Annotated in this window: 20 protein-coding genes and 1 other RNA gene; 14 read left to right on the forward strand and 7 right to left on the reverse strand. The window is 31.5% G+C overall.

Annotated features, from left to right (window positions below):
• Positions 1-31: 31 nt before the first annotated feature.
• The 4 genes from MUN68_RS12285 to typA all read right to left on the reverse strand — a co-directional run bounded on the left by MUN68_RS12285 (position 32) and on the right by typA (position 4,999).
• Positions 32-1,501, reverse strand: coding sequence for an alkaline phosphatase family protein (locus MUN68_RS12285; protein ID WP_249995835.1), 1,470 nt, complete (start codon positions 1,499-1,501; stop codon positions 32-34).
• Positions 1,485-2,882 (reverse strand): spermine/spermidine synthase domain-containing protein, encoded by a 1,398-nt coding sequence (locus MUN68_RS12290; RefSeq protein WP_249995836.1) that lies wholly within the window; start codon positions 2,880-2,882, stop codon positions 1,485-1,487. The genes MUN68_RS12285 and MUN68_RS12290 overlap by 17 nt, the downstream gene beginning before the upstream one ends.
• Positions 2,872-3,081 carry a hypothetical protein gene (locus MUN68_RS12295; RefSeq protein ID WP_249995837.1) on the reverse strand — a complete coding sequence of 70 codons (210 nt, stop codon included), beginning with the start codon at positions 3,079-3,081 and terminating at the stop codon, positions 2,872-2,874. The genes MUN68_RS12290 and MUN68_RS12295 overlap by 11 nt, the downstream gene beginning before the upstream one ends.
• Before the next feature lie 118 nt (positions 3,082-3,199).
• Positions 3,200-4,999, reverse strand: coding sequence for a translational GTPase TypA (typA, locus tag MUN68_RS12300; RefSeq protein WP_249995838.1), 1,800 nt, complete (start codon positions 4,997-4,999; stop codon positions 3,200-3,202).
• 174 nt (positions 5,000-5,173) lie between these two features.
• On the opposite strand from typA, the gene MUN68_RS12305 reads away from it, so the two are divergent.
• The 4 genes from MUN68_RS12305 to MUN68_RS12320 all read left to right on the forward strand — a co-directional run bounded on the left by MUN68_RS12305 (position 5,174) and on the right by MUN68_RS12320 (position 8,128).
• A complete protein-coding gene (locus MUN68_RS12305; protein ID WP_249995839.1) occupies positions 5,174-6,193 on the forward strand; it encodes a hypothetical protein in 1,020 nt (339 codons plus the stop codon).
• Positions 6,194-6,383: 190 nt separating this feature from the next.
• Complete coding sequence (locus tag MUN68_RS12310) at positions 6,384-6,743, forward strand: hypothetical protein (protein WP_249995840.1); 360 nt, start codon at positions 6,384-6,386, stop codon at positions 6,741-6,743.
• An 89-nt stretch (positions 6,744-6,832) separates the two neighbouring features.
• The gene (kdsA, locus tag MUN68_RS12315; RefSeq protein WP_249995841.1) at positions 6,833-7,651 is read left to right on the forward strand and encodes a 3-deoxy-8-phosphooctulonate synthase; all 819 of its coding nucleotides are present in this window, start codon (positions 6,833-6,835) and stop codon (positions 7,649-7,651) included.
• Between the two features lie 3 nt (positions 7,652-7,654).
• Positions 7,655-8,128 carry a GNAT family N-acetyltransferase gene (locus MUN68_RS12320; protein ID WP_249995842.1) on the forward strand — a complete coding sequence of 158 codons (474 nt, stop codon included), beginning with the start codon at positions 7,655-7,657 and terminating at the stop codon, positions 8,126-8,128.
• Between the two features lie 2 nt (positions 8,129-8,130).
• Here MUN68_RS12320 and MUN68_RS12325 read toward each other — a convergent pair whose 3' ends face one another.
• Positions 8,131-8,490 carry a DUF1801 domain-containing protein gene (locus tag MUN68_RS12325; RefSeq protein ID WP_249995843.1) on the reverse strand — a complete coding sequence of 120 codons (360 nt, stop codon included), beginning with the start codon at positions 8,488-8,490 and terminating at the stop codon, positions 8,131-8,133.
• Between the two features lie 94 nt (positions 8,491-8,584).
• Between MUN68_RS12325 and MUN68_RS12330 the strand changes: the two genes are divergently transcribed.
• The 9 genes from MUN68_RS12330 to MUN68_RS12370 all read left to right on the forward strand — a co-directional run bounded on the left by MUN68_RS12330 (position 8,585) and on the right by MUN68_RS12370 (position 14,241).
• Complete coding sequence (locus MUN68_RS12330; RefSeq protein ID WP_249995844.1) at positions 8,585-9,193, forward strand: hypothetical protein; 609 nt, start codon at positions 8,585-8,587, stop codon at positions 9,191-9,193.
• Between the two features lie 66 nt (positions 9,194-9,259).
• The gene (locus tag MUN68_RS12335; RefSeq protein ID WP_249995845.1) at positions 9,260-9,553 is read left to right on the forward strand and encodes a winged helix-turn-helix domain-containing protein; all 294 of its coding nucleotides are present in this window, start codon (positions 9,260-9,262) and stop codon (positions 9,551-9,553) included.
• A gap of 53 nt (positions 9,554-9,606) precedes the next feature.
• A complete protein-coding gene (locus MUN68_RS12340) occupies positions 9,607-11,004 on the forward strand; it encodes a DUF4153 domain-containing protein (protein ID WP_249995846.1) in 1,398 nt (465 codons plus the stop codon).
• Between the two features lie 4 nt (positions 11,005-11,008).
• The gene (locus MUN68_RS12345; protein ID WP_249995847.1) at positions 11,009-11,392 is read left to right on the forward strand and encodes a hypothetical protein; all 384 of its coding nucleotides are present in this window, start codon (positions 11,009-11,011) and stop codon (positions 11,390-11,392) included.
• Entirely contained in the window at positions 11,389-11,883 is a 495-nt protein-coding gene (locus tag MUN68_RS12350) for a ubiquinone biosynthesis protein COQ4 (protein WP_249995848.1), read from the forward strand. The genes MUN68_RS12345 and MUN68_RS12350 overlap by 4 nt, the downstream gene beginning before the upstream one ends.
• Positions 11,880-12,509 carry a SanA/YdcF family protein gene (locus tag MUN68_RS12355; RefSeq protein WP_249995849.1) on the forward strand — a complete coding sequence of 210 codons (630 nt, stop codon included), beginning with the start codon at positions 11,880-11,882 and terminating at the stop codon, positions 12,507-12,509. Before MUN68_RS12350 ends, MUN68_RS12355 begins: the two co-directional genes overlap by 4 nt.
• 38 nt (positions 12,510-12,547) lie before the next feature.
• Positions 12,548-12,886: a ribosomal maturation YjgA family protein gene (locus MUN68_RS12360; protein ID WP_249995850.1), complete on the forward strand. Its 339-nt coding sequence runs from the start codon at positions 12,548-12,550 to the stop codon at positions 12,884-12,886.
• Positions 12,874-13,530 carry a DUF1361 domain-containing protein gene (locus MUN68_RS12365; protein ID WP_249995851.1) on the forward strand — a complete coding sequence of 219 codons (657 nt, stop codon included), beginning with the start codon at positions 12,874-12,876 and terminating at the stop codon, positions 13,528-13,530. Before MUN68_RS12360 ends, MUN68_RS12365 begins: the two co-directional genes overlap by 13 nt.
• Before the next feature lie 6 nt (positions 13,531-13,536).
• Positions 13,537-14,241 (forward strand): hypothetical protein, encoded by a 705-nt coding sequence (locus MUN68_RS12370; protein ID WP_249995852.1) that lies wholly within the window; start codon positions 13,537-13,539, stop codon positions 14,239-14,241.
• Positions 14,242-14,307: 66 nt separating this feature from the next.
• On the opposite strand, the gene MUN68_RS12375 is transcribed toward MUN68_RS12370, so the two are convergent.
• Positions 14,308-16,725, reverse strand: coding sequence for a thrombospondin type 3 repeat-containing protein (locus MUN68_RS12375; RefSeq protein ID WP_249995853.1), 2,418 nt, complete (start codon positions 16,723-16,725; stop codon positions 14,308-14,310).
• A gap of 132 nt (positions 16,726-16,857) precedes the next feature.
• The gene (locus MUN68_RS12380; RefSeq protein WP_249995854.1) at positions 16,858-18,063 is read right to left on the reverse strand and encodes an NAD(P)-dependent oxidoreductase; all 1,206 of its coding nucleotides are present in this window, start codon (positions 18,061-18,063) and stop codon (positions 16,858-16,860) included.
• A 250-nt stretch (positions 18,064-18,313) separates the two neighbouring features.
• Here MUN68_RS12380 and ssrA point away from each other — a divergent pair.
• Positions 18,314-18,709, forward strand: a transfer-messenger RNA (tmRNA) gene (ssrA, locus tag MUN68_RS12385).
• The last annotated feature ends 110 nt before the right edge of the window (positions 18,710-18,819 follow it).

Below are 18,819 nucleotides of genomic sequence, written 5' to 3' on the forward strand. Positions count from 1 at the left end.
GAAGTTTACTAAAGAGGCTTATACTCATAAATTATTCAAACTTATTAAACACCAATTCACCTTTATCATTTAAATATTCATACACTCCAAAAGGAGCACCTTTATCTATTACAATATAGCTTTTATCAGGTTGAAGATGGTTTAAATAATCAGTATTTTTAGATAAATACGACACCAGAATTCTAAAAATATTTACCGAAGATTTGATATTCTCATCAAAAACAGGAGCTTTGTTCTCAGGCCATTTTATAGCCAAAATTGAAGAATAAATAGAATTAACCAAGGCTTTATCTGTTTGCTTTATAACTAATTCAGCCATTGAATTAAAACCTACATATCCACCATGATCAGCATGAATAACAATAAGTGCATTATCATCTGTTTTTGTTATGAAATCTATCATTTCGGTTAACCAATTATTGGCAACATTAAGACGTTCAAGATAATCATTACGCTCCTCTTCCATTTTATCTGAAGGCAGTTGATGATATCTAATATGCTGTGGTGACATCTTTTGAATAAAAAAGAAGTTATTCGTATCCTTGTTTTCTAAAATTGCGGTTTTTAAATCGGTTCTAATATCCTTTTTATCTTTATTCGTTTTATGACCAAAAAATGACAATTGATTATTTTCAATATTAGTAAAATCGTAGGATAGCTTCGGTCGATTTGTCAGAAAGTAAGAGCTTTCACAAATGAGAAACGTTTTATAATTGTTATGTTTTAATATAGATAATACTGGATTATCACTAACAACAACTTTACGTGCATTATGCAATTCAGCAAACACATCATTAGGTTTAAAATAATAATGATGCTTCATCGCAAACATGGAAGCATTAGAACTTAATGTAGAATAATAATTACTTCTAAAATCATCATAAAACTTAAAACCATTCGTTCCTAAAAAGGTTTCAAAATCGCTGTTATCAAAACTATATGGTTGTTCTTTTAAGGCTGAAAAATTAGCATATCCATCAACTTGAATAAAATAGATATTTGGCTTCTGTTTAAATTCAGCTAACATAATATTATCATCTTGCTCTAACCAAGTATTTGAATAATTAAAATAACCGACAAGCTTAGGCACTAAAAAGCATAAAGATAAAAGACCCAATAGATATTGAAATACTATTATTTTCTTCAGAAACTTATAGCCAAAAACACCTAATAGAAATGTAACAACAGCAATTGCAACTATGTATTTAAACTTTAGGCCTAACAAAACGATGCTTATAAAAATTCCGAACAGCATATAATTTAAAACTGGAATAATGTAGAAGTTGATTTTTGTTTGCTTTAAAATTATTCTAAAAAACAACATCATAATAACAGGAAGTATCAAAAAAAATGACACTAGAAATACAAGTTGAATCTGAGAATCAGCAAGCGTTAAGTTAAAACTATAGTAATGTATTAAAGGGAAAAAACCTGCTGCTAAAGCAGAAATAACTGGAAAATCTTTAGTACTATTTATGAACCGGTTAATCTTTTCTCTCATTAGATTTGCGTCTTAAAAGAAACATTACACGATGAGAATTTTCAATTGGTTTCTTTTCTATAAGTTCGAAGTGATTTAAATAACAACTCTCAAAGTTAGCAATAGTATAAAAATCGAAATGTGCTTTAAATTCACCTTTTGTATTCAATAAACGTTGTACCCATGAATCTTCTCGCTTTGGGAATTCAATAATTAAGTGTTCAGAAAATGAAGCAAAAAAATGAGCAGACATTTCAAAAGGCACATTACCTGATAAGGTCATGTGATGAATTACAGCTAATGCCAATGTTACATCAGGAGCATATTTTGTAATTCTTTCAATAAAAGATTGACGCTCTTTATTCTCAAAACCAACAGCTGGTGAAGGATTGAGAGCATCTAACACAAAAGGAAGCATATTACTTTCTTTCTTAGACTTAAGCGTTTTGTGATTAAAATCAACCGCATTATTATCGATATCACAAACTAAGGCCAATTCAAAATTATGGTTAATTTGTCTCACAAACGTACCATCATTTCCGCCAACATCAATGATTGATTTTGCATTAAGATTAGTAACCCAATTATTAATTATATTCGCTTTTTCAATAAAAGCTGCATCTGAATAGTTTGTTTTATCGTAATAATTTCCCCATTCACTATGCTCTTTTAATGATAGCTTCTTAATGTAATCGTAAAGAGAGGTTATAATATTAAGTTGTGCTTTTTTTGACAACTTAGATTGCTTTGTTTCTCCTTTATAATCTTCATTATGCTTGTCTTCAAACTTTGCTAACAAATGAATATTAGAATATAAAAAAGGATTCAATTTAGTCTTAAAAGGAAGCATTGACGACAACATATTGACAGGAATACCATCAATAAAATTACTCATCAATTTTAAAGATTGGGCACCATGAAAATGTGCTAAAACCAAAGGTCCTAAAAAATGAGTAATGAATTGTTTATAGGCTCTCCAAGGTGTATTTTCTTCATAAAAATCAAAAGACAATGTATCTACAAAAACTGCTTTCCCTTTATGAAATGTGATGTTAAATGCTGTAGCATCCTTAAGCGAAAAACCGTGTTCTAAGCAGTATTTCTGAAGCTTAAGAGTAAGTAAAGCTGCTTCTTTATATTGATTAAAACTCCATTCATAAGGATATGTAATAAATGGGATCTGTTCTGGTTGAATAACAATTTCCTTATCCGAAACCGAAAGTTCAGTATGTGGAATTAGCACACCAGCTTTACTTAAATTTTCAAATATTTTAGCCTTTTTTAAAGCTTCATATTGCTTAAAATAAATAGGAGAAATAGAACGTTTAAGAATGCCTTCATCAATAAAAATATATCCTGAAGGATCACGAAATGAAGAAGAATGTCTAGTGTTAGTCGTCACTTGTTTTTTTATTTTCTATATCTGTGTCTTCAACATTAATATCGTCAAACAATTCATCGTCCACTGGTTTAGAAATTCCTAAAAAAAGTTTAATCTTATACATTAGGTTCTTAGAAAATAAAATTACTCCAGCAACTGCAGCAACAATAGCCTGAATAATCATAGCTCCTAAACCTGGATCAAAATACAGAAAATACATCTTTAATTTTTTTGTAAATATACACAACAGATTTAAGAACCGACGACTAAATAAAATGTTACATAAAAAAAGAGGAATTTAAAATATTAAATTCCTCTTTTTCATGATGTATTATATCTTATATATTCTTATTACGTTTACGATCTACTTCTGTTAAGTAAATTTTACGCAATCTTAAGAAGTTTGGAGTTACTTCAACATATTCATCTTTTTGGATGTATTCTAAAGCTTCTTCTAAAGAGAATTTTATTGCAGGAACAATTTTAGCTTTATCATCAGCACCAGAAGAACGAACATTACTCATTTTTTTGGTTTTTGTTATATTAACAGCCATATCATCACCACGAGAATTTTCTCCTATCACCTGACCTTCATAAATATCTTCTCCTGGATCTACGAAAAATTTACCTCTATCTTGTAATTTATCAATAGAGTAAGGAATAGCTTGACCTTTTTCCATAGATACTAAAGAACCGTTTTGACGTTCTGGAATTCCACCTCTAAGCGGTTGGTATTCTTTAAAACGGTGAGCCATAATTGCTTCACCAGCAGTAGCTGTTAATAATTGGTTACGTAGACCAATAATACCTCTAGAAGGCACCAAAAATTCACAAACCATACGTTCGCCTTTAGCAACCATACTTAACATTTCCCCTTTACGCATTGTTACCATTTCAATCGCTTTACCAGAAACCGTTTCAGGTAAATCAATAGTCATTTCTTCAATAGGCTCACATTTAACACCATCAATTTCTTTAATGATAACTTGTGGCTGTCCGATTTGTAATTCATAACCTTCACGACGCATTGTCTCTATTAAAACTGACAAGTGTAATACACCACGACCAAATACCATAAATTTATCTGCACTATCAGTATCCTCAACTTTAAGTGCTAAGTTTTTTTCTAGCTCTTTAGCTAAACGATCTTTAATATGACGAGATGTTACATATTTCCCATCTTTTCCGAAGAAAGGCGAATCGTTGATTGTAAACAACATACTCATTGTTGGCTCATCAATGTTAATTGTTTTTAAACCTTCAGGAGTTTCCCAATCGGCAACAGTATCACCAATTTCAAATCCTTCTAATCCTACAATTGCACAGATATCTCCTGTTTGTACACTATCCACTTTTAAACGTCCAAGGCCTTCAAAAACATGAAGCTCTTTAATTTTTGATTTAACAATACTTTTATCTCGTTTTACCAATGAGATATTCTGACCAGCTTTTAACTCACCACGAGTTAAACGTCCAATCGCAATACGACCTGTAAATGATGAGAAATCAAGTGATGTAATTAACATCTGAGTTGTTCCTTCTTCAATAGTTGGAGCAGGAATATGCTCGATCACCATATCTAAAAGTGGCTCAATGTTTTTAGTTTCATTTTGCCAATCGTCACTCATCCAGTTGTTCTTTGCAGAACCATAAACTGTAGGGAAATCTAATTGCCATTCTTCTGCTCCTAATTCAAACATTAGGTCAAATACCTTTTCATGTACTTCGTCAGGTGTACAATTCTCTTTATCTACCTTATTAATAACTACACAAGGTTTTAAACCTAAATCAATCGCCTTTTGTAATACAAAACGTGTTTGTGGCATTGGACCTTCAAATGCATCTACTAATAGTAAAACACCATCAGCCATGTTTAATACACGTTCTACTTCTCCACCAAAATCGGCGTGACCAGGTGTATCAATAATATTAATTTTTGTGTCTTTGTATATTACAGAAACGTTTTTAGACGTAATTGTAATTCCTCTTTCACGTTCAAGATCGTTATTATCAAGAATTAAATCACCAGTATTCTGGTTTTCTCTAAATAGTTGACAGTGATACATGATTTTATCAACCAAAGTAGTTTTCCCATGATCGACGTGTGCAATAATTGCGATGTTTTTGATATTAGCCATAATGATGCCTTATTTTAAGCGTGCAAAGATACGCTTTATTATAACAAGTTGTGCATGTAAATTGATAATTGATTCTTATTCGATCTCATCTTGAAAATAGCTCAAGCTATTCCTTATCCTGCTGAATATTAATTTTTTATACTAAATTTGTTATACACTCTAAAATTCAAATACATGAAATTTAAATTAATATTACTGATAACTTTATTCTCCCTTACCAATTTACATGCCCAAACAAATAAAATAAACTATAAGGCATTAATAAAAGATGCTACAGGAAATGTCTTAACAAACACAAGTATTGATATTGAATTTAGCATACTCGCAACTGCAAATCAAATTGCAGTTTATAAAGAAACACACACTTCTACAACAGATAATAACGGACTTGTTATTTTAAATATAGGACAAGGAATCACAACTGATGTATTTACTGATATCGAATGGGAACAGTATGACCATTATTTAAACGTAGTCATTAATACTGGATCGGGATACACAGATATGGGAACAACAGAATTCATGGCTGTACCTTATGCTTTACATACAGAAAATGCTAATTTTTCAAAAGAATCTGAAACAGCTAACAATCTTATTCTAAAACATGGAAACACTTCTGAATTTGCTTTAAGTTATGATTCTACAGATGATAAACTAAGAATTACTGAAAATGGAGTATCTGGTAGTGTTTTAGAAATAAATAATGGAGACCTTTATCTACCTCAATATGCCGGAAACAACAATGGTTCTCTTAAAGTTGACGCTACAGGCAAAGTAATCTCAGAAACTATTCCACAAACAATAACATTCAATAGATTTGAATTTCCTATTAGCGACGTAAATACAGGTTACACTCGATTACGTAAAGGAGTTCAATTCCCTGATGGCACTGTCTTGACAGGTATTACAGCACTATTGAAGGATAATAATACTTCAGGTAGTAATTCTGTAAGTAATACAATTTATGCTGGACTCTATCGAGTTAACAAATACACATTCACTGAAGCTACTCTATTACCAATCTACAGAATTGATGGTACAGATACTTCTTCTGGAACATTTAGCCAATTTACTACATCAAGTGTAATCCAAACAAACGCTAATATTATTGATAATGCAAATTACATATACTTGATTCAGGTTTGGTCTTGCGACGATTGTGAACTAAGTGAATTTTCAATAATGAAAAATTAATCCATTTATATTTCAATGCCATAAATACATAAGCCCTACAAAAACTAACAATGTTAAGTAAATGTTATAGTTGTATCAAAATATACTTTCTGTTTGTATCTTTCGTTACATATATGATTAATAGTAAATAGCCACTTCCACCAGCCATTTTTCAGGCAATTTACATCTGATAACAAAACATATTTAGCAGATGAAACTGATTAATAAATATTCAAAATTCATACCTTACCTTTATTTTATTGCGGTAATCGTATACTTGTTCACCGATTTAAACAAAAATTCTGGTGTAACTGCCTATCCAATTCTTCTATTTGGCATTCCGTTTATATGGCAACTTATTAAGCCTAGTAAACAACTTAATTTCTCTTTAGGAATTACATTTGTTTGTCTATCGTCTTACCTAATTTTAGCATATTTATCAGACGTATTTAATATTGTAAACCTATCTTTTAGCATAAAGCAATTCATTATTTATGGAGGACTATTTGTCGCTGCAAATTTTGTGATGGCTTTATGGATGATTCGCAATAGCATGAAACGTTCGTTTTAAATGTATAAGTCTGAAATTCCAGAATTTAATTAGATAGATTACGCGTTATATTTTCGTAACTTTGCGCTTTAATTTGAAATTTAAATTCAATGAATCTTCAAGACGTTCCGAAACTAAAACATACCGATTCAAATAACTTCTTTTTACTTTGTGGTCCTTGCGCTATTGAAAGTGAAGATATGGCATTAAGAATTGCTGAAAAAGTCTTAGGCATTACAGATCATTTAAAAATTCCTTATGTTTTTAAAGGAAGTTTTAAAAAAGCAAATCGTAGTCGTATTGATAGTTTTACAGGAATTGGAAATGAAAAAGCATTAAAGATTCTCAAAAAAGTATCTGAAACATTTGATGTTCCAACAGTTACAGATATTCATGAAGTTTCTGATGCTGCATTAGCTGCACAATATGTTGATGTTTTACAAATACCAGCATTTCTAGTTCGTCAAACCGATTTAGTGGTAGCTGCAGCTAAAACAGGTAAAGTTGTCAACTTGAAGAAAGGTCAATTTATGAGCCCTGAAGCTATGAAACATGCGGTTCAAAAAGTAAAAGACTCTGGTAACGATAAGGCTTGGATTACAGATCGAGGCACGATGTTTGGCTATCAAGACATGATTGTCGATTTTAGAGGAATTCCAACCATGAGACAATATGCACCAACTGTTTTAGATGTGACACATTCTCTACAACAACCTAATCAAAGTATTGGTGTTACAGGAGGACGTCCAGAAATGATTGAAACAATTGCAAGAGCTGGAATTGTAAACAACGTAGACGGATTATTTATTGAAACACATTTTGATCCTGAAAATGCAAAAAGTGATGGTGCAAATATGTTGCATTTAGATAATTTAGAACACCTCTTAAGCAATTTAGTTGCCATTAGAAAAACAGTAAACAGCTTATAAATCATGATAAAAGATATTGATTTTAGAGAAGCTACTCAAGAAGATTTACCAGAAATCACAGCCATTTATAGAGACACAATTAGAGCGGTTAATTCTAAAGATTATTCTGAAGAACAAATTGAAGCTTGGTCTTCTGGTGCTGATGACACAAAAAAGTGGCAAGATCGTATTAAAAAATTCTATTTTTTAGTTGCCGAAGTTGATAATCAAATCGTAGGATTTTCTTACTTAAAACAAGGTTACTATCTCGAAAATATATTTGTGCATAAGGATTTTCAGCGTCAAACCATTGCATCTAAACTGTTACGTATTATGGAATCTCAAGTATCTATAAATGGTAATGATACTATTAAATCTGATATCAGCATCTCAGCTCTAGACTTTTTTGATTCTCACTTTTATGACGTTGAAAAGAAGCTTAAAAAGTCTTTCAAAGGAAAAGTGTTTGATATTTTAATCGTGACGAAAGACCTCTAAAATTATTTCAAAAACGACTTGTTTTTATGCTTCTCAACTTCTTTCAGTATGAGAATAAATAATTCGTCATTGATATCTTCTAAGCTTTTATAACGCAACGATTTTACAACCTTTCTGTTTTCTGAAACCATATGCTCAGTATACTTTGTTAGATGCGCTGAATGCCAAAAACCAACATCGACATAATCTTTACTTTGATTAAGATAACATATTGGTCGAGACTCGAAATAATAACACGGAATTCGCCATTTGTATTTTAATTCGGCATCGGGAAAGGTGTGTTCAATAAGAATTTGCAAGTGCATTAATATAGACTTGAATGGTTCTGGCTGTTTTAATATGTAGGCTTCAGCTGGTTTCACAGTATCACTGATTTGATTATTTCCAAAATTAACAATTATTTATTATGCAATATTCAATTTAATTTATTTACTTTGTAGTTCAAAGTACTTTAGCATGGAATCAAAAAATTATTTAGAAGATCTCAATGAGATTAAAACCATGATGACTAAATCATCACGATTTATTTCGCTTAGTGGATTATCTGGAATTTTAGCTGGAATATACGCACTTATTGGTGCTGCTGTAGCCTTTTATCTTGTATCTAATTCCACAAGAGGTTACCTCATTTTAGATGGTGACATTTTTAGAATATGTTTTGCCATTTTATTAGGCGTTGCATTTTTGAGTGCTATTACTGGCATTTATTTGACCACAAAAAAAGCAAAAAAGAATAATGAAAAAATATGGGACAATTCATCAAAACGCTTGTTGTTCAATTTTTTAATTCCTTTAGTTGCTGGTGGAATTTACATCCTCATTATTTTAAATCAAGAACGTTATGGACATACAGCTGCCTTGATGCTTATTTTTTATGGTTTAGCACTGATTAATGCGTCAAAATATAGTTTAGGCGACATACGATATTTAGGAATCACAGAAATTATCCTTGGGCTAATATGTGCTATAATGCCAAGTTTCGGATTTTGGTTTTGGGTATTCGGTTTTGGTATCATGCATATCATTTATGGTGCATGGATGCATTATAAATATGATCTAAAATAGTTGTCATCTTAAATTAAAATTTGAAGAAACTTTATACTTTTAACGTTTAAACTATACATAAGAGATTTGAGCATCATTAACAACATAAACAAAGTCTTTGATCATAGAATCCGATTAGGAATTATGTCTGTGCTCATGGTTAATGAATATGCCGATTTTAATACACTAAAAGAATTGTTAGGCGCCACAGATGGTAACTTAGCCAGTCATACAAAAGCGCTAGAAAAAGCGGAATACATTGCTGTTGAAAAACAATTTATTGGAAGAAAACCAAACACACGCTACTCAACAACAAAGTTGGGTAAAGCAGAATTTAAAAAACATATTGAAGCCTTAGAAAAATTAATTAATAAACAATAAATCCTTTTTTTTATACGTTTACTTTGAAATACAAAGTACTTTAAACTCATAACATGAAACAAACCTTAATCATTATCGCGTCCATTTTATCTAGTTTTCTCTTTTTTGAACAATCCATAGGTATTAATCTTTTGATATTCTCAATCATCACTATTATAGTATTGGCTTTTAATAATCTAAAACAATTTAAGGATACTAAGATTCTCTTATATTGCCTTGTTTACGTCACTACTTCTGTTTTTGTATTCATTCAAGATTCAAGTTTGTCAATCTTTGCTAATTGTGTGGCCTTTTTTACTCTTATTGGTAAAATTTCACAAAGCAAAACATCAATATACATCAACTGGCTTAATGGTGTATTTACGTCTATTACAGGACTATTTTTCAGAAGAGTAAATGCTAAAAAAAATATTGAAAACACAAGCCCGAAAAAAGAGGTTGATTTTCTTCATATTGCAAAACTTATCGGCATTCCTACTCTATTTATTATCGTTTTTGTTTTACTCTATAAAAATGGTAATCCAATGTTTAATGATTTGGTTGAACAAATCAATTTTAACTTCATCAACTTTCAATGGCTATTATTTACAGTCTTAGGTTACTACTTGATAAGTAATATTGTCAATCCAATTCAAGTTGAACCTGCAACTTCAAATGACCTAAACACAAAAAACAACCTTTATAAAAGTAAAACATTTTCAATAGAAAAATTGAAAAAGGAGAAGCAATTGGGCACGACATTACTAGGACTTTTAAATCTTTTAATTATTCTGTTTATTGTTACAGACATTGCTTCATTAATGTCTGTTGAAACGATTAAAGCTTCTGATATGTCAACTCAAGTTCATAATGGCATTAATACACTCATTGCTTCAATTATCATAGCCATAGTAATCATTCTTCACTTTTTTAGAGGTGACCTCAATTTTTATTCTGAAAACAAAACGCTTAAAAACCTAACTTATTTATGGATTCTTCTAAACGTGGTTTTAATTGCATTAATAGCGATTAAAAACCAAACTTATATTACATCGTTTGGACTTACTTACAAACGCATAGGTGTTCATATTTACATTTTTCTAACGCTTGTTGGGCTCATTACGACCTTCATTAAGGTGATGACCATAAAAAATATGGTATTTCTTTTTAGATTAAACACACAAATTGTATTTGCTATTTTGATTTTATTTAGTGCAATAAATTGGGATACAACCATAACAAAATACAATTTAGATAATGCCAATTCATATGACCTTCAATATTTAATAAACTTGTCCGATGCCAATGCTATTCTGCTCAAACATCACAGTTTGGAGGTAGAATTAGACGCAAAATTCAACAGGAAAATAGACTGGAAATACAACAACTATTTAAAACACATTAAACGCAAAGATTGGCAAGAAAAATCACTTAAAGATTACAGTATAACTGAAGTGGAACAAAATTTATAGGATAATGAATGTACCACTTAATCTTGCAAAATCTTCGATGCTAGCTTTGATTATTTTTTGGACCATCATTTGTTCAAAAGAAGGATTTGATACTGATCTGGTTTTACTAATACTCTTATCCTTCATTCCAATATTTTTAGTTGTAGCAATCGTAATTCTGGGTAGTATTTGTCCGATATACTGGATCACTAAAAAAGAAGATTATAATAACCTACAAATATTTAAAACCTACTATCCTTACTATGCTATTATTGCTTTTATATGCTGTTTAATCGGAATTATTATTAACGATTTAGACATCTATTTTGTTGCCTTTTTTGTATCCGCTTTTATAACATCGAATCAATCTTGGGTTTGGTTCGCAAATGAAGAACAATCAAAAACATGAAACGAATTAGAAAACAATGTATTGAATGGCTATTTGAACATTCTCAAAATGTGTATACCAAACTATTTAAGCATCACAAAGCCTGGGGAATTTCGCGTGAACAACTACTCTCTTTCCCAACTCACACTTTTGGCAGGCATTTGGGTGAATTTCTAGATGAAAATGGTTTTGAACTCATTCCTAAAGTTGAACGTCACGATGCTTACCATACTTTAACTGGATATGGTACAAAGGTAGAAGATGAAATAGCACTTCAATGCCTTTGCTATGGCAATGGAAAACGCAGTTTGTATCTCTATGGCGCTGTCTTTTTAGGGATTGCTATTTTACCTGATTATTACAATTACTATTACAAATCATATGCCATAGGAAAACAGGCAAACCCTTTTCATCATTATGATTACAAACAAATACTAAATGTAAATATAAACGACTTAAGACATGCTATTTTCACTAAAGAACACCTTAACGTATTAACCTTAAACTCATGAAAAAGCTTAAAATCTTTATACTTCTTTTTATTTGTATTCTAATCGGAATCAGTTTCACCAATTTCATGGTGAGTTTTCAAGCAAGAAACCTCATTTATAATACTACAGAAAGCATTCCAAAAAATAAAGTCGGACTTATTTTAGGGGCTGGAAAATATACAGCAAATGGACATATTAATTCTTATTATAAGCACAGACTTGATGCTGCCGTAAAACTTTATAAAGCAGGTAAAATTGAATTCATTTTAATTAGTGGTGATAATGGAAGAAAAACCTATGACGAACCTACAACATTTAAAACCGACTTAATTGCTAAAGGCATTCCAGAGAACAAGATATTTTTAGATTATGCTGGTTTTAGAACTTTAGATTCAATTGTACGTGCTAAAGAAATTTTCGGGCAAGATGCCATCACAATTATATCACAACAATTTCATAATGAACGTGCGATTTACATTGCCAAGAATTTTGATATTAATGCCGTTGGTTTTAATGCCAAAGACAGTTACAATCACCATCGTTCGAAAACAAGATTTAGAGAATATTTTGCTCGAGCAAAAGCCTCTATAGATATATTATTTAATGTAGAACCAAAATTTTTAGGCAAAAAAATAGAAATAAAATGACCGTCAAATTTAACAAACCCCTTTTTACAACAAGTCTAATGTTACTTGCTATAGAAATTTGTATCGCAACATTTTTAACTGAAGGTTTTATAAGACATACTTTCGGAGATTTTTTGGCAGTCATTTTATTGTATTGTGGCATTAGAACCTTTATTAAAGTCAATCCATTCTACTTAGCAATTGGAGTATTATTTTTTGCTTTTGTAATTGAGTTTGGACAATTATATAACCTCCTAGATTATTTACATCTCAGGCAACATAAACTAGCGACGATTATACTCGGAAGCACCTTTCACTTCACAGATCTTATTGCCTATACATTAGGCACAATTAGCATTTTAATTATTGATTTAAAAACCACATTATGGAACTCTTAAAAACACTTATTCTCAACCGATTTAAAATACTATCTATATTAACTATTTCAATGGCATTTAGTATTATTATTTTGATGATTAGAATAAAATTTCATCACTCTTTTTATTTGCTGTTTTTAGTATGGAATTTATTTCTAGCAATCATTCCATTTGCAATTACAACCACTTTAATAAGTAAATCTAAACTACACAAAATCAAGTTTACTATTTCTTTTGGCGTTTGGTTACTTTTCCTGCCAAACGCACCATATATCATCACAGATTTATTACATATAAATAATTCTCCACAACATTTATTGTGGTTAGATGTTTTAGTAATTATATCCTTTGCTTTTAACGGATTGATATTATTTATGCTTTCACTTTCAGATATGGAAAAACTATTGAAATTGCATATAAAACCTAAATTTGTATTCCCAATGATGCTATTAATATTTGGTTTGACTGCCTTCGGAATTTATCTCGGACGATTTTTACGTTATAACTCTTGGGAAATTTTGAATAATCCGTTAAGTCTTTTTTCAGATATATTTCAACTCATATTTGAACCTCATTTTGAAGCATGGGTATTCACTTTAACATTTGCCTCGTTTTTAGCAATGACATATTATATGCTGAAAGCATTTTCTAACTCTAAAATTTAATTCATTATGAAATATTATTTCCCACTCTTTATGATCATCATTTCATTTTTTGCTTGTACAAAACGTGACCACAGAAAAGTTATTGAAAACACTGAAAACACCTCTGAAAAAAGAAAAGACATCAAAACTTTTGAAGTTGCAGATTTACCCATTCATATTGATAGTACTTCCTATTTAATTCATCCGATTGGCAACTACGACATGGAAAATAGCAGATCAGAATATTTTAAATCAGAAAACTATCGTTTAAGTGGACACGCTGTTTCTAATGTCTCTAAAAATAAAATTAGTGGCAATCTTTCTAATGTGAAATTTGAACATCTAGATTCAACGGGTTTAAAATCGTTAACTGATAAAACAATGAAGATTCGTTCGATGCTTTTTTTGCGTGATATTTATAACAAAATCGGCAAAGGTTATTTTATTTATCATGTTATAGATAAGGACACAAATTCAGATGGTGAATTGGATTACAATGATTTAAGATCATTATACATTAGTAATTTAAATGGAACAAACTTCAGAAAACTATCGCCTAACCGACAAGAATTAGAGACTTGGAAAGTTATTTTAGAAGCTAATACACTGTATTTGAAAAGCATCGAAGATATAGATAACAATGGTGAATATGACAAAAAAGATAAAACACACTATTTTTATTTAGATCTTAGTAAAGAAAATTCAAAAATCGCAGAATACTATCCAATCTAAAGCTATTATCTTATAAAAAAAAGGAAAGCATGTGCCTTCCTTTTTTTTCATATATTCCAATAAGTTTTAATTATCAGTAGGATCACTAGGATCTGTTCCGTTAGTCATTTCATCTCCATTAGAAACGGTATCACCATCACAATCTAATGCATTCCATTCGTTTGTAGGTGTTGAAAAATTACAATCTAAACTAAAATCACATTGATCTAAAGGGGCTGGATCACATTCATTAACAGAAATATCACCATCACAATTAGCATTATACCAGGCGTTTGTGACATTGTTATAATTGAAAAAATCAGGATTATAATCACACACGTTATTTGGATCTGTACCATCAATAGCTTCTTGGCTATCTTGAACAGAATCTCCATCAGAATCTAAAGGAATACTGGCTGGATCATTTGGATCTGAACCATAAGTTGCTTCTTCACAATCGTCATAACCATCATCATCAGTATCTGGATCATTTGGATCTGTAATATTTCCATTAGGTTCACAACTTGATACATTAATATCATTTACATTAATTCCTGTAAGCTCTTGACAATCGGTTAAACCATCATCATCAGAATCAGTCAGATTATGTAACCACAAATACACTTCAGCAATATTAAATTGTCCAGAGATAGTATTAGTTCCTCTAACGAATAGCATTTCTAAACTACCTGAGTTAATATATAGTGTAGGATTTGAAATTGGATTAACATCACTTTCTGCATCAGTTAGCGACTCATAGAAATTAAAGGTCATATTTGGAAACTGAAAACCAGTAGATCCATTTGTAAAGTAAGATTCTAAATCATATTCTAAATTTGCAAAATCACAATTACTAGGATATACCGAACTTGGTGGCAAGTAAACATCTTGATTATCTAAATAATCTGGAACACCATCTTCATCTGTATCTTCATTTGTTGGATTTCCATCATTATCATAATCTTCATCAGCTGTATCAATACCATCTCCATCATCATCTGTATCTAAATAATCAGGAGTACCATCTCCATCTGTATCATCGTTTTCTAGATTACCATCTCCATCAATATCTTCATCGATATCCAAAATACCATCGTTATCAGTATCTGTTAAATCTACACAAGACATTTGCGTTCCTAAATCTGTAGTTGGAACTGTAAAATCACCTGTATTAACATCTGTTGTTTGTCCATTTAATAAATCGACGACTAAAGCCGAATATGCTGTATTATCACTACAATAAGCAATATTTAAATCTAACATTCCATTATCTATCGGAATTGTCTGTGTTGAATCGTTATAAAACAATTGCATATAACCGTTTGTAATTGGGTTACCTAAACAGTCGTTAAATACACCAGTAAAATTAGTAATCAATGCATCACCATCTGGCACTTGAATTGTAATACTCTGATCTGAACTAAAAGGACCAATAGTTGTTGTATAACTACTTGAAACACATCCATAATCAGGAACAACCAATGTTAACTCATCATCTGCAGGAACTAATCCACATTCAACACCATCAATATTTGTATAACCATAAGAACCTGTAGAAGCTAAAGCAGGAGAATATAAATCAAGTGCTGCATAAGGCAATGGATTACCATTTGTATCTGTTAGTGTAATACAAAGTGTCACTGCTGGATATTGAAAATCCCAATTCCAAAATGAAAAATGAGACACATTTCCAACATATTTATTTCCTTGAAGCGTTGCTTGGCCTTCTTCTTTCCAATAGCCATTTTCATTATCAAAAGACCACAACGGAATAGTTGAAGGTGTTGTATTTACATTTAAAGGTACAGGAACAGATATTTCCGCAGTGCTTCCATCTGCTATCTGTAACTCAACATTTGAAGCACTAAGCAATTCTACAGCTATCATGCCATACGTTTCTAGCACTCTTGGACTTCCATCTGCGTTTTCGGCAAACAACATTCCAGGCATTTGAAACTCCATATTGCTGTTATCAGGACTTAAATGTTTTAAAACCACTTTTACAGCTCCATTATAACTAACACCTTGTAGATTGGTAAACTCTCCATCAAATGTTACTTGAGCACCATTAGGTAAATTTACAGTACTTGTTTCTCCTGAATTAATTGTAGCCGTTGTATTTAAACTTAACAACATAATGGTTACTTGATTAATACCACTTGAAGGCACTAAAGCTCTTGAACCATCGATAAACCCGTTTTTTGTAGCCTTTATGTAGGCGAATTTTTCGAACACTGAAGCTTCTTCTATAGCGAAAATACCATTAGAATCTGTCATTGTAAAAACACCACCAACTGAGATTGTCACACCTGAAACAGGAGCATTATCTTCGTTAATGACCTTACCAATAAAACGTGCGCTGTAAGGGTTTCCAAAATTTTCAGAAAAATTTGATTCGGGTATTTGCTGCACTGGTGGTTTGTCTGTATTCCAGTTATCATCTTCAGAGCAGGTCCAAACGATTAGAGCTAATACAACTAAAAACAAACTTTTAAATAATTTCATAGACTTATATTGTTGATTATATATCATAGATGTAACCTTTTGAAAAAGGTTGCGTGTTAAAAGTAAGAAAAATTAGTCAAGCAAAAACTTGGCTCAAATTGACTTATACATATAAAACAGTTTAATGTGATTTTATCCTACATCCACATAATCCTGTAGATATTTGAAACGCTCTGTCAATTTACCATCTTCGGTAGTAATTCTAGCCCGTTTTAAAATACCACTTTTATCATCATTAAAAAATGCAGGAATAACATGTTCTAAAAACATGTCTCCAAAACCTTCGCTAGCATCTTTTGGCAACTCACATGGTAAGTTATCTACAGCCATCATTGTTATGGCTTCATCAGCATCAAAAGCGACTTCAGTTTCTGAATGCGGATCATAGCCATAAAACGGATCAGCAATTGTTGAAGGACGAATTGTGCTTGCTACAGGACCATCGATATCACAAGAAATATCAGCCACTAAATTGATTCTAAAATCTGGTTGTTTAGCATCTTCCCTTGTAAATAGAAAAGGTGCATTATTACCATAAAAATGTCCTGCAATAAAGTAATCGGTTTCTTTTGCATATGGCATAAAATTGCTTTGGTAGCCTGAAGGGTCTTTATAAAACTCCCATTTATCTCCTACTTTACCATCTGATCGTTTTGCATACTCCATAACATCAGCCATGACATAAACTGGTTCAGTAAACTGCGATGTTAAATACAAAGCATCACTAACTTGTTTAATTTTTAAATGGTCAAGAATTTCTTTTGCTCCCATTGCGACTTTACCTGTTCCTGTGAGCAAAATTTTAATATTTGGAAGTGTAATTTTATCTAATTCAGCTTTAACTTCATTCAAATCTGCAAGGGTTTCTACTTTTGGCAGTTGAAACAATTTGTCTCTTAAACCTAAAGCTCTAAATCCGTTATAAGCACCAACCAATCCAGCATAACGACCAAAACCTATGAGTCGTGAATTACTTTTTTTAACTATGGTTTCGTGGTCATACATTTCGATATTCTTATTAAGCATATCGACTAAGAGTTTCCTGTTGTATGGTTGTTTTTTTATAGTGTGCGAAAAATAGAAATATTTTTTATTCGGAATTAAATGTTCCAGAGGCACTTCTTTGACACCAATTAATACGTCACAATCTGAAACATCGTTAGTGATTTCAAAACCATATTTTCGATACGCATCATCGGAAAACACACGAATATCTGAAGACTCGACTACAAATTCGGCTTGAGGAAATTGTGCTTTAGCTTCCGCTAATTTTTCTGGTGAAAATACCACGCGTCTGTCTGGTGGACTTTTGCGTTCTTTGATGATTCCGAATTTCATATGGTTATTGAGTTTTAAATATTACGACTGACATATCTGCCAGGAAAACATATTGGTATAAAATTTGCACTAAAATAGTAGTAAAAGTAGGGTTATACAAACTTTTTGATAACTTTGCTTTTTTGTTCTCCTAAGCTTAATGCGAAGTTGAACATGCGTTAAGGATGGAACGGTTTGTTTGAGCTCCTCGCAGAGAGCGAGTAGTGAGAGCCTGACCTAAAAGGGAACGCCAAAATAAAATTACTAAAAAGGGGTCGACTGGTTTTGACAGCGAGACTCATTAAACGGTAAGCACGTCGTGTAATGATTTTGAAACACGTAAAAGGCTAGATCAACTTTTTAATCGGCGAGAATAACTACGCTTTAGCTGCATAATCTGAATTATAGTAAGATTAAGCCACGTCCTACTAGGTAGGAATGCTAAATGTCTCCAGAAAGCCTTGGTTAATGGCGTTCTTATTAGAGGCATCGAAAATATTAACTTAGATCGTGTAGCGCTTTGATGCACTTTCGAGATTAAGAAGCTAAGTTATAAGTGGGCTGTCTTTTGCCAGCTTATAATCTAAAATCTAATGAAAGACTACACGTGTAGAAAGCTCTTTAATAGCTTGTTTGGACGAGAGTTCGATTCTCTCCGACTCCACTTTCTAAGACCTCAACTTGTTGTTTATCAATTTGTTGAGGTTTTTATTAGTCAACATTTAGTCAACTTATTAAATTTCTTGACTAAAACTAGGATATATTTTTAATTTAAGC

The sequence above is a fragment of the Psychroserpens ponticola genome, assembly GCF_023556315.2.
Lineage (GTDB): Bacteria > Bacteroidota > Bacteroidia > Flavobacteriales > Flavobacteriaceae > Psychroserpens > Psychroserpens ponticola.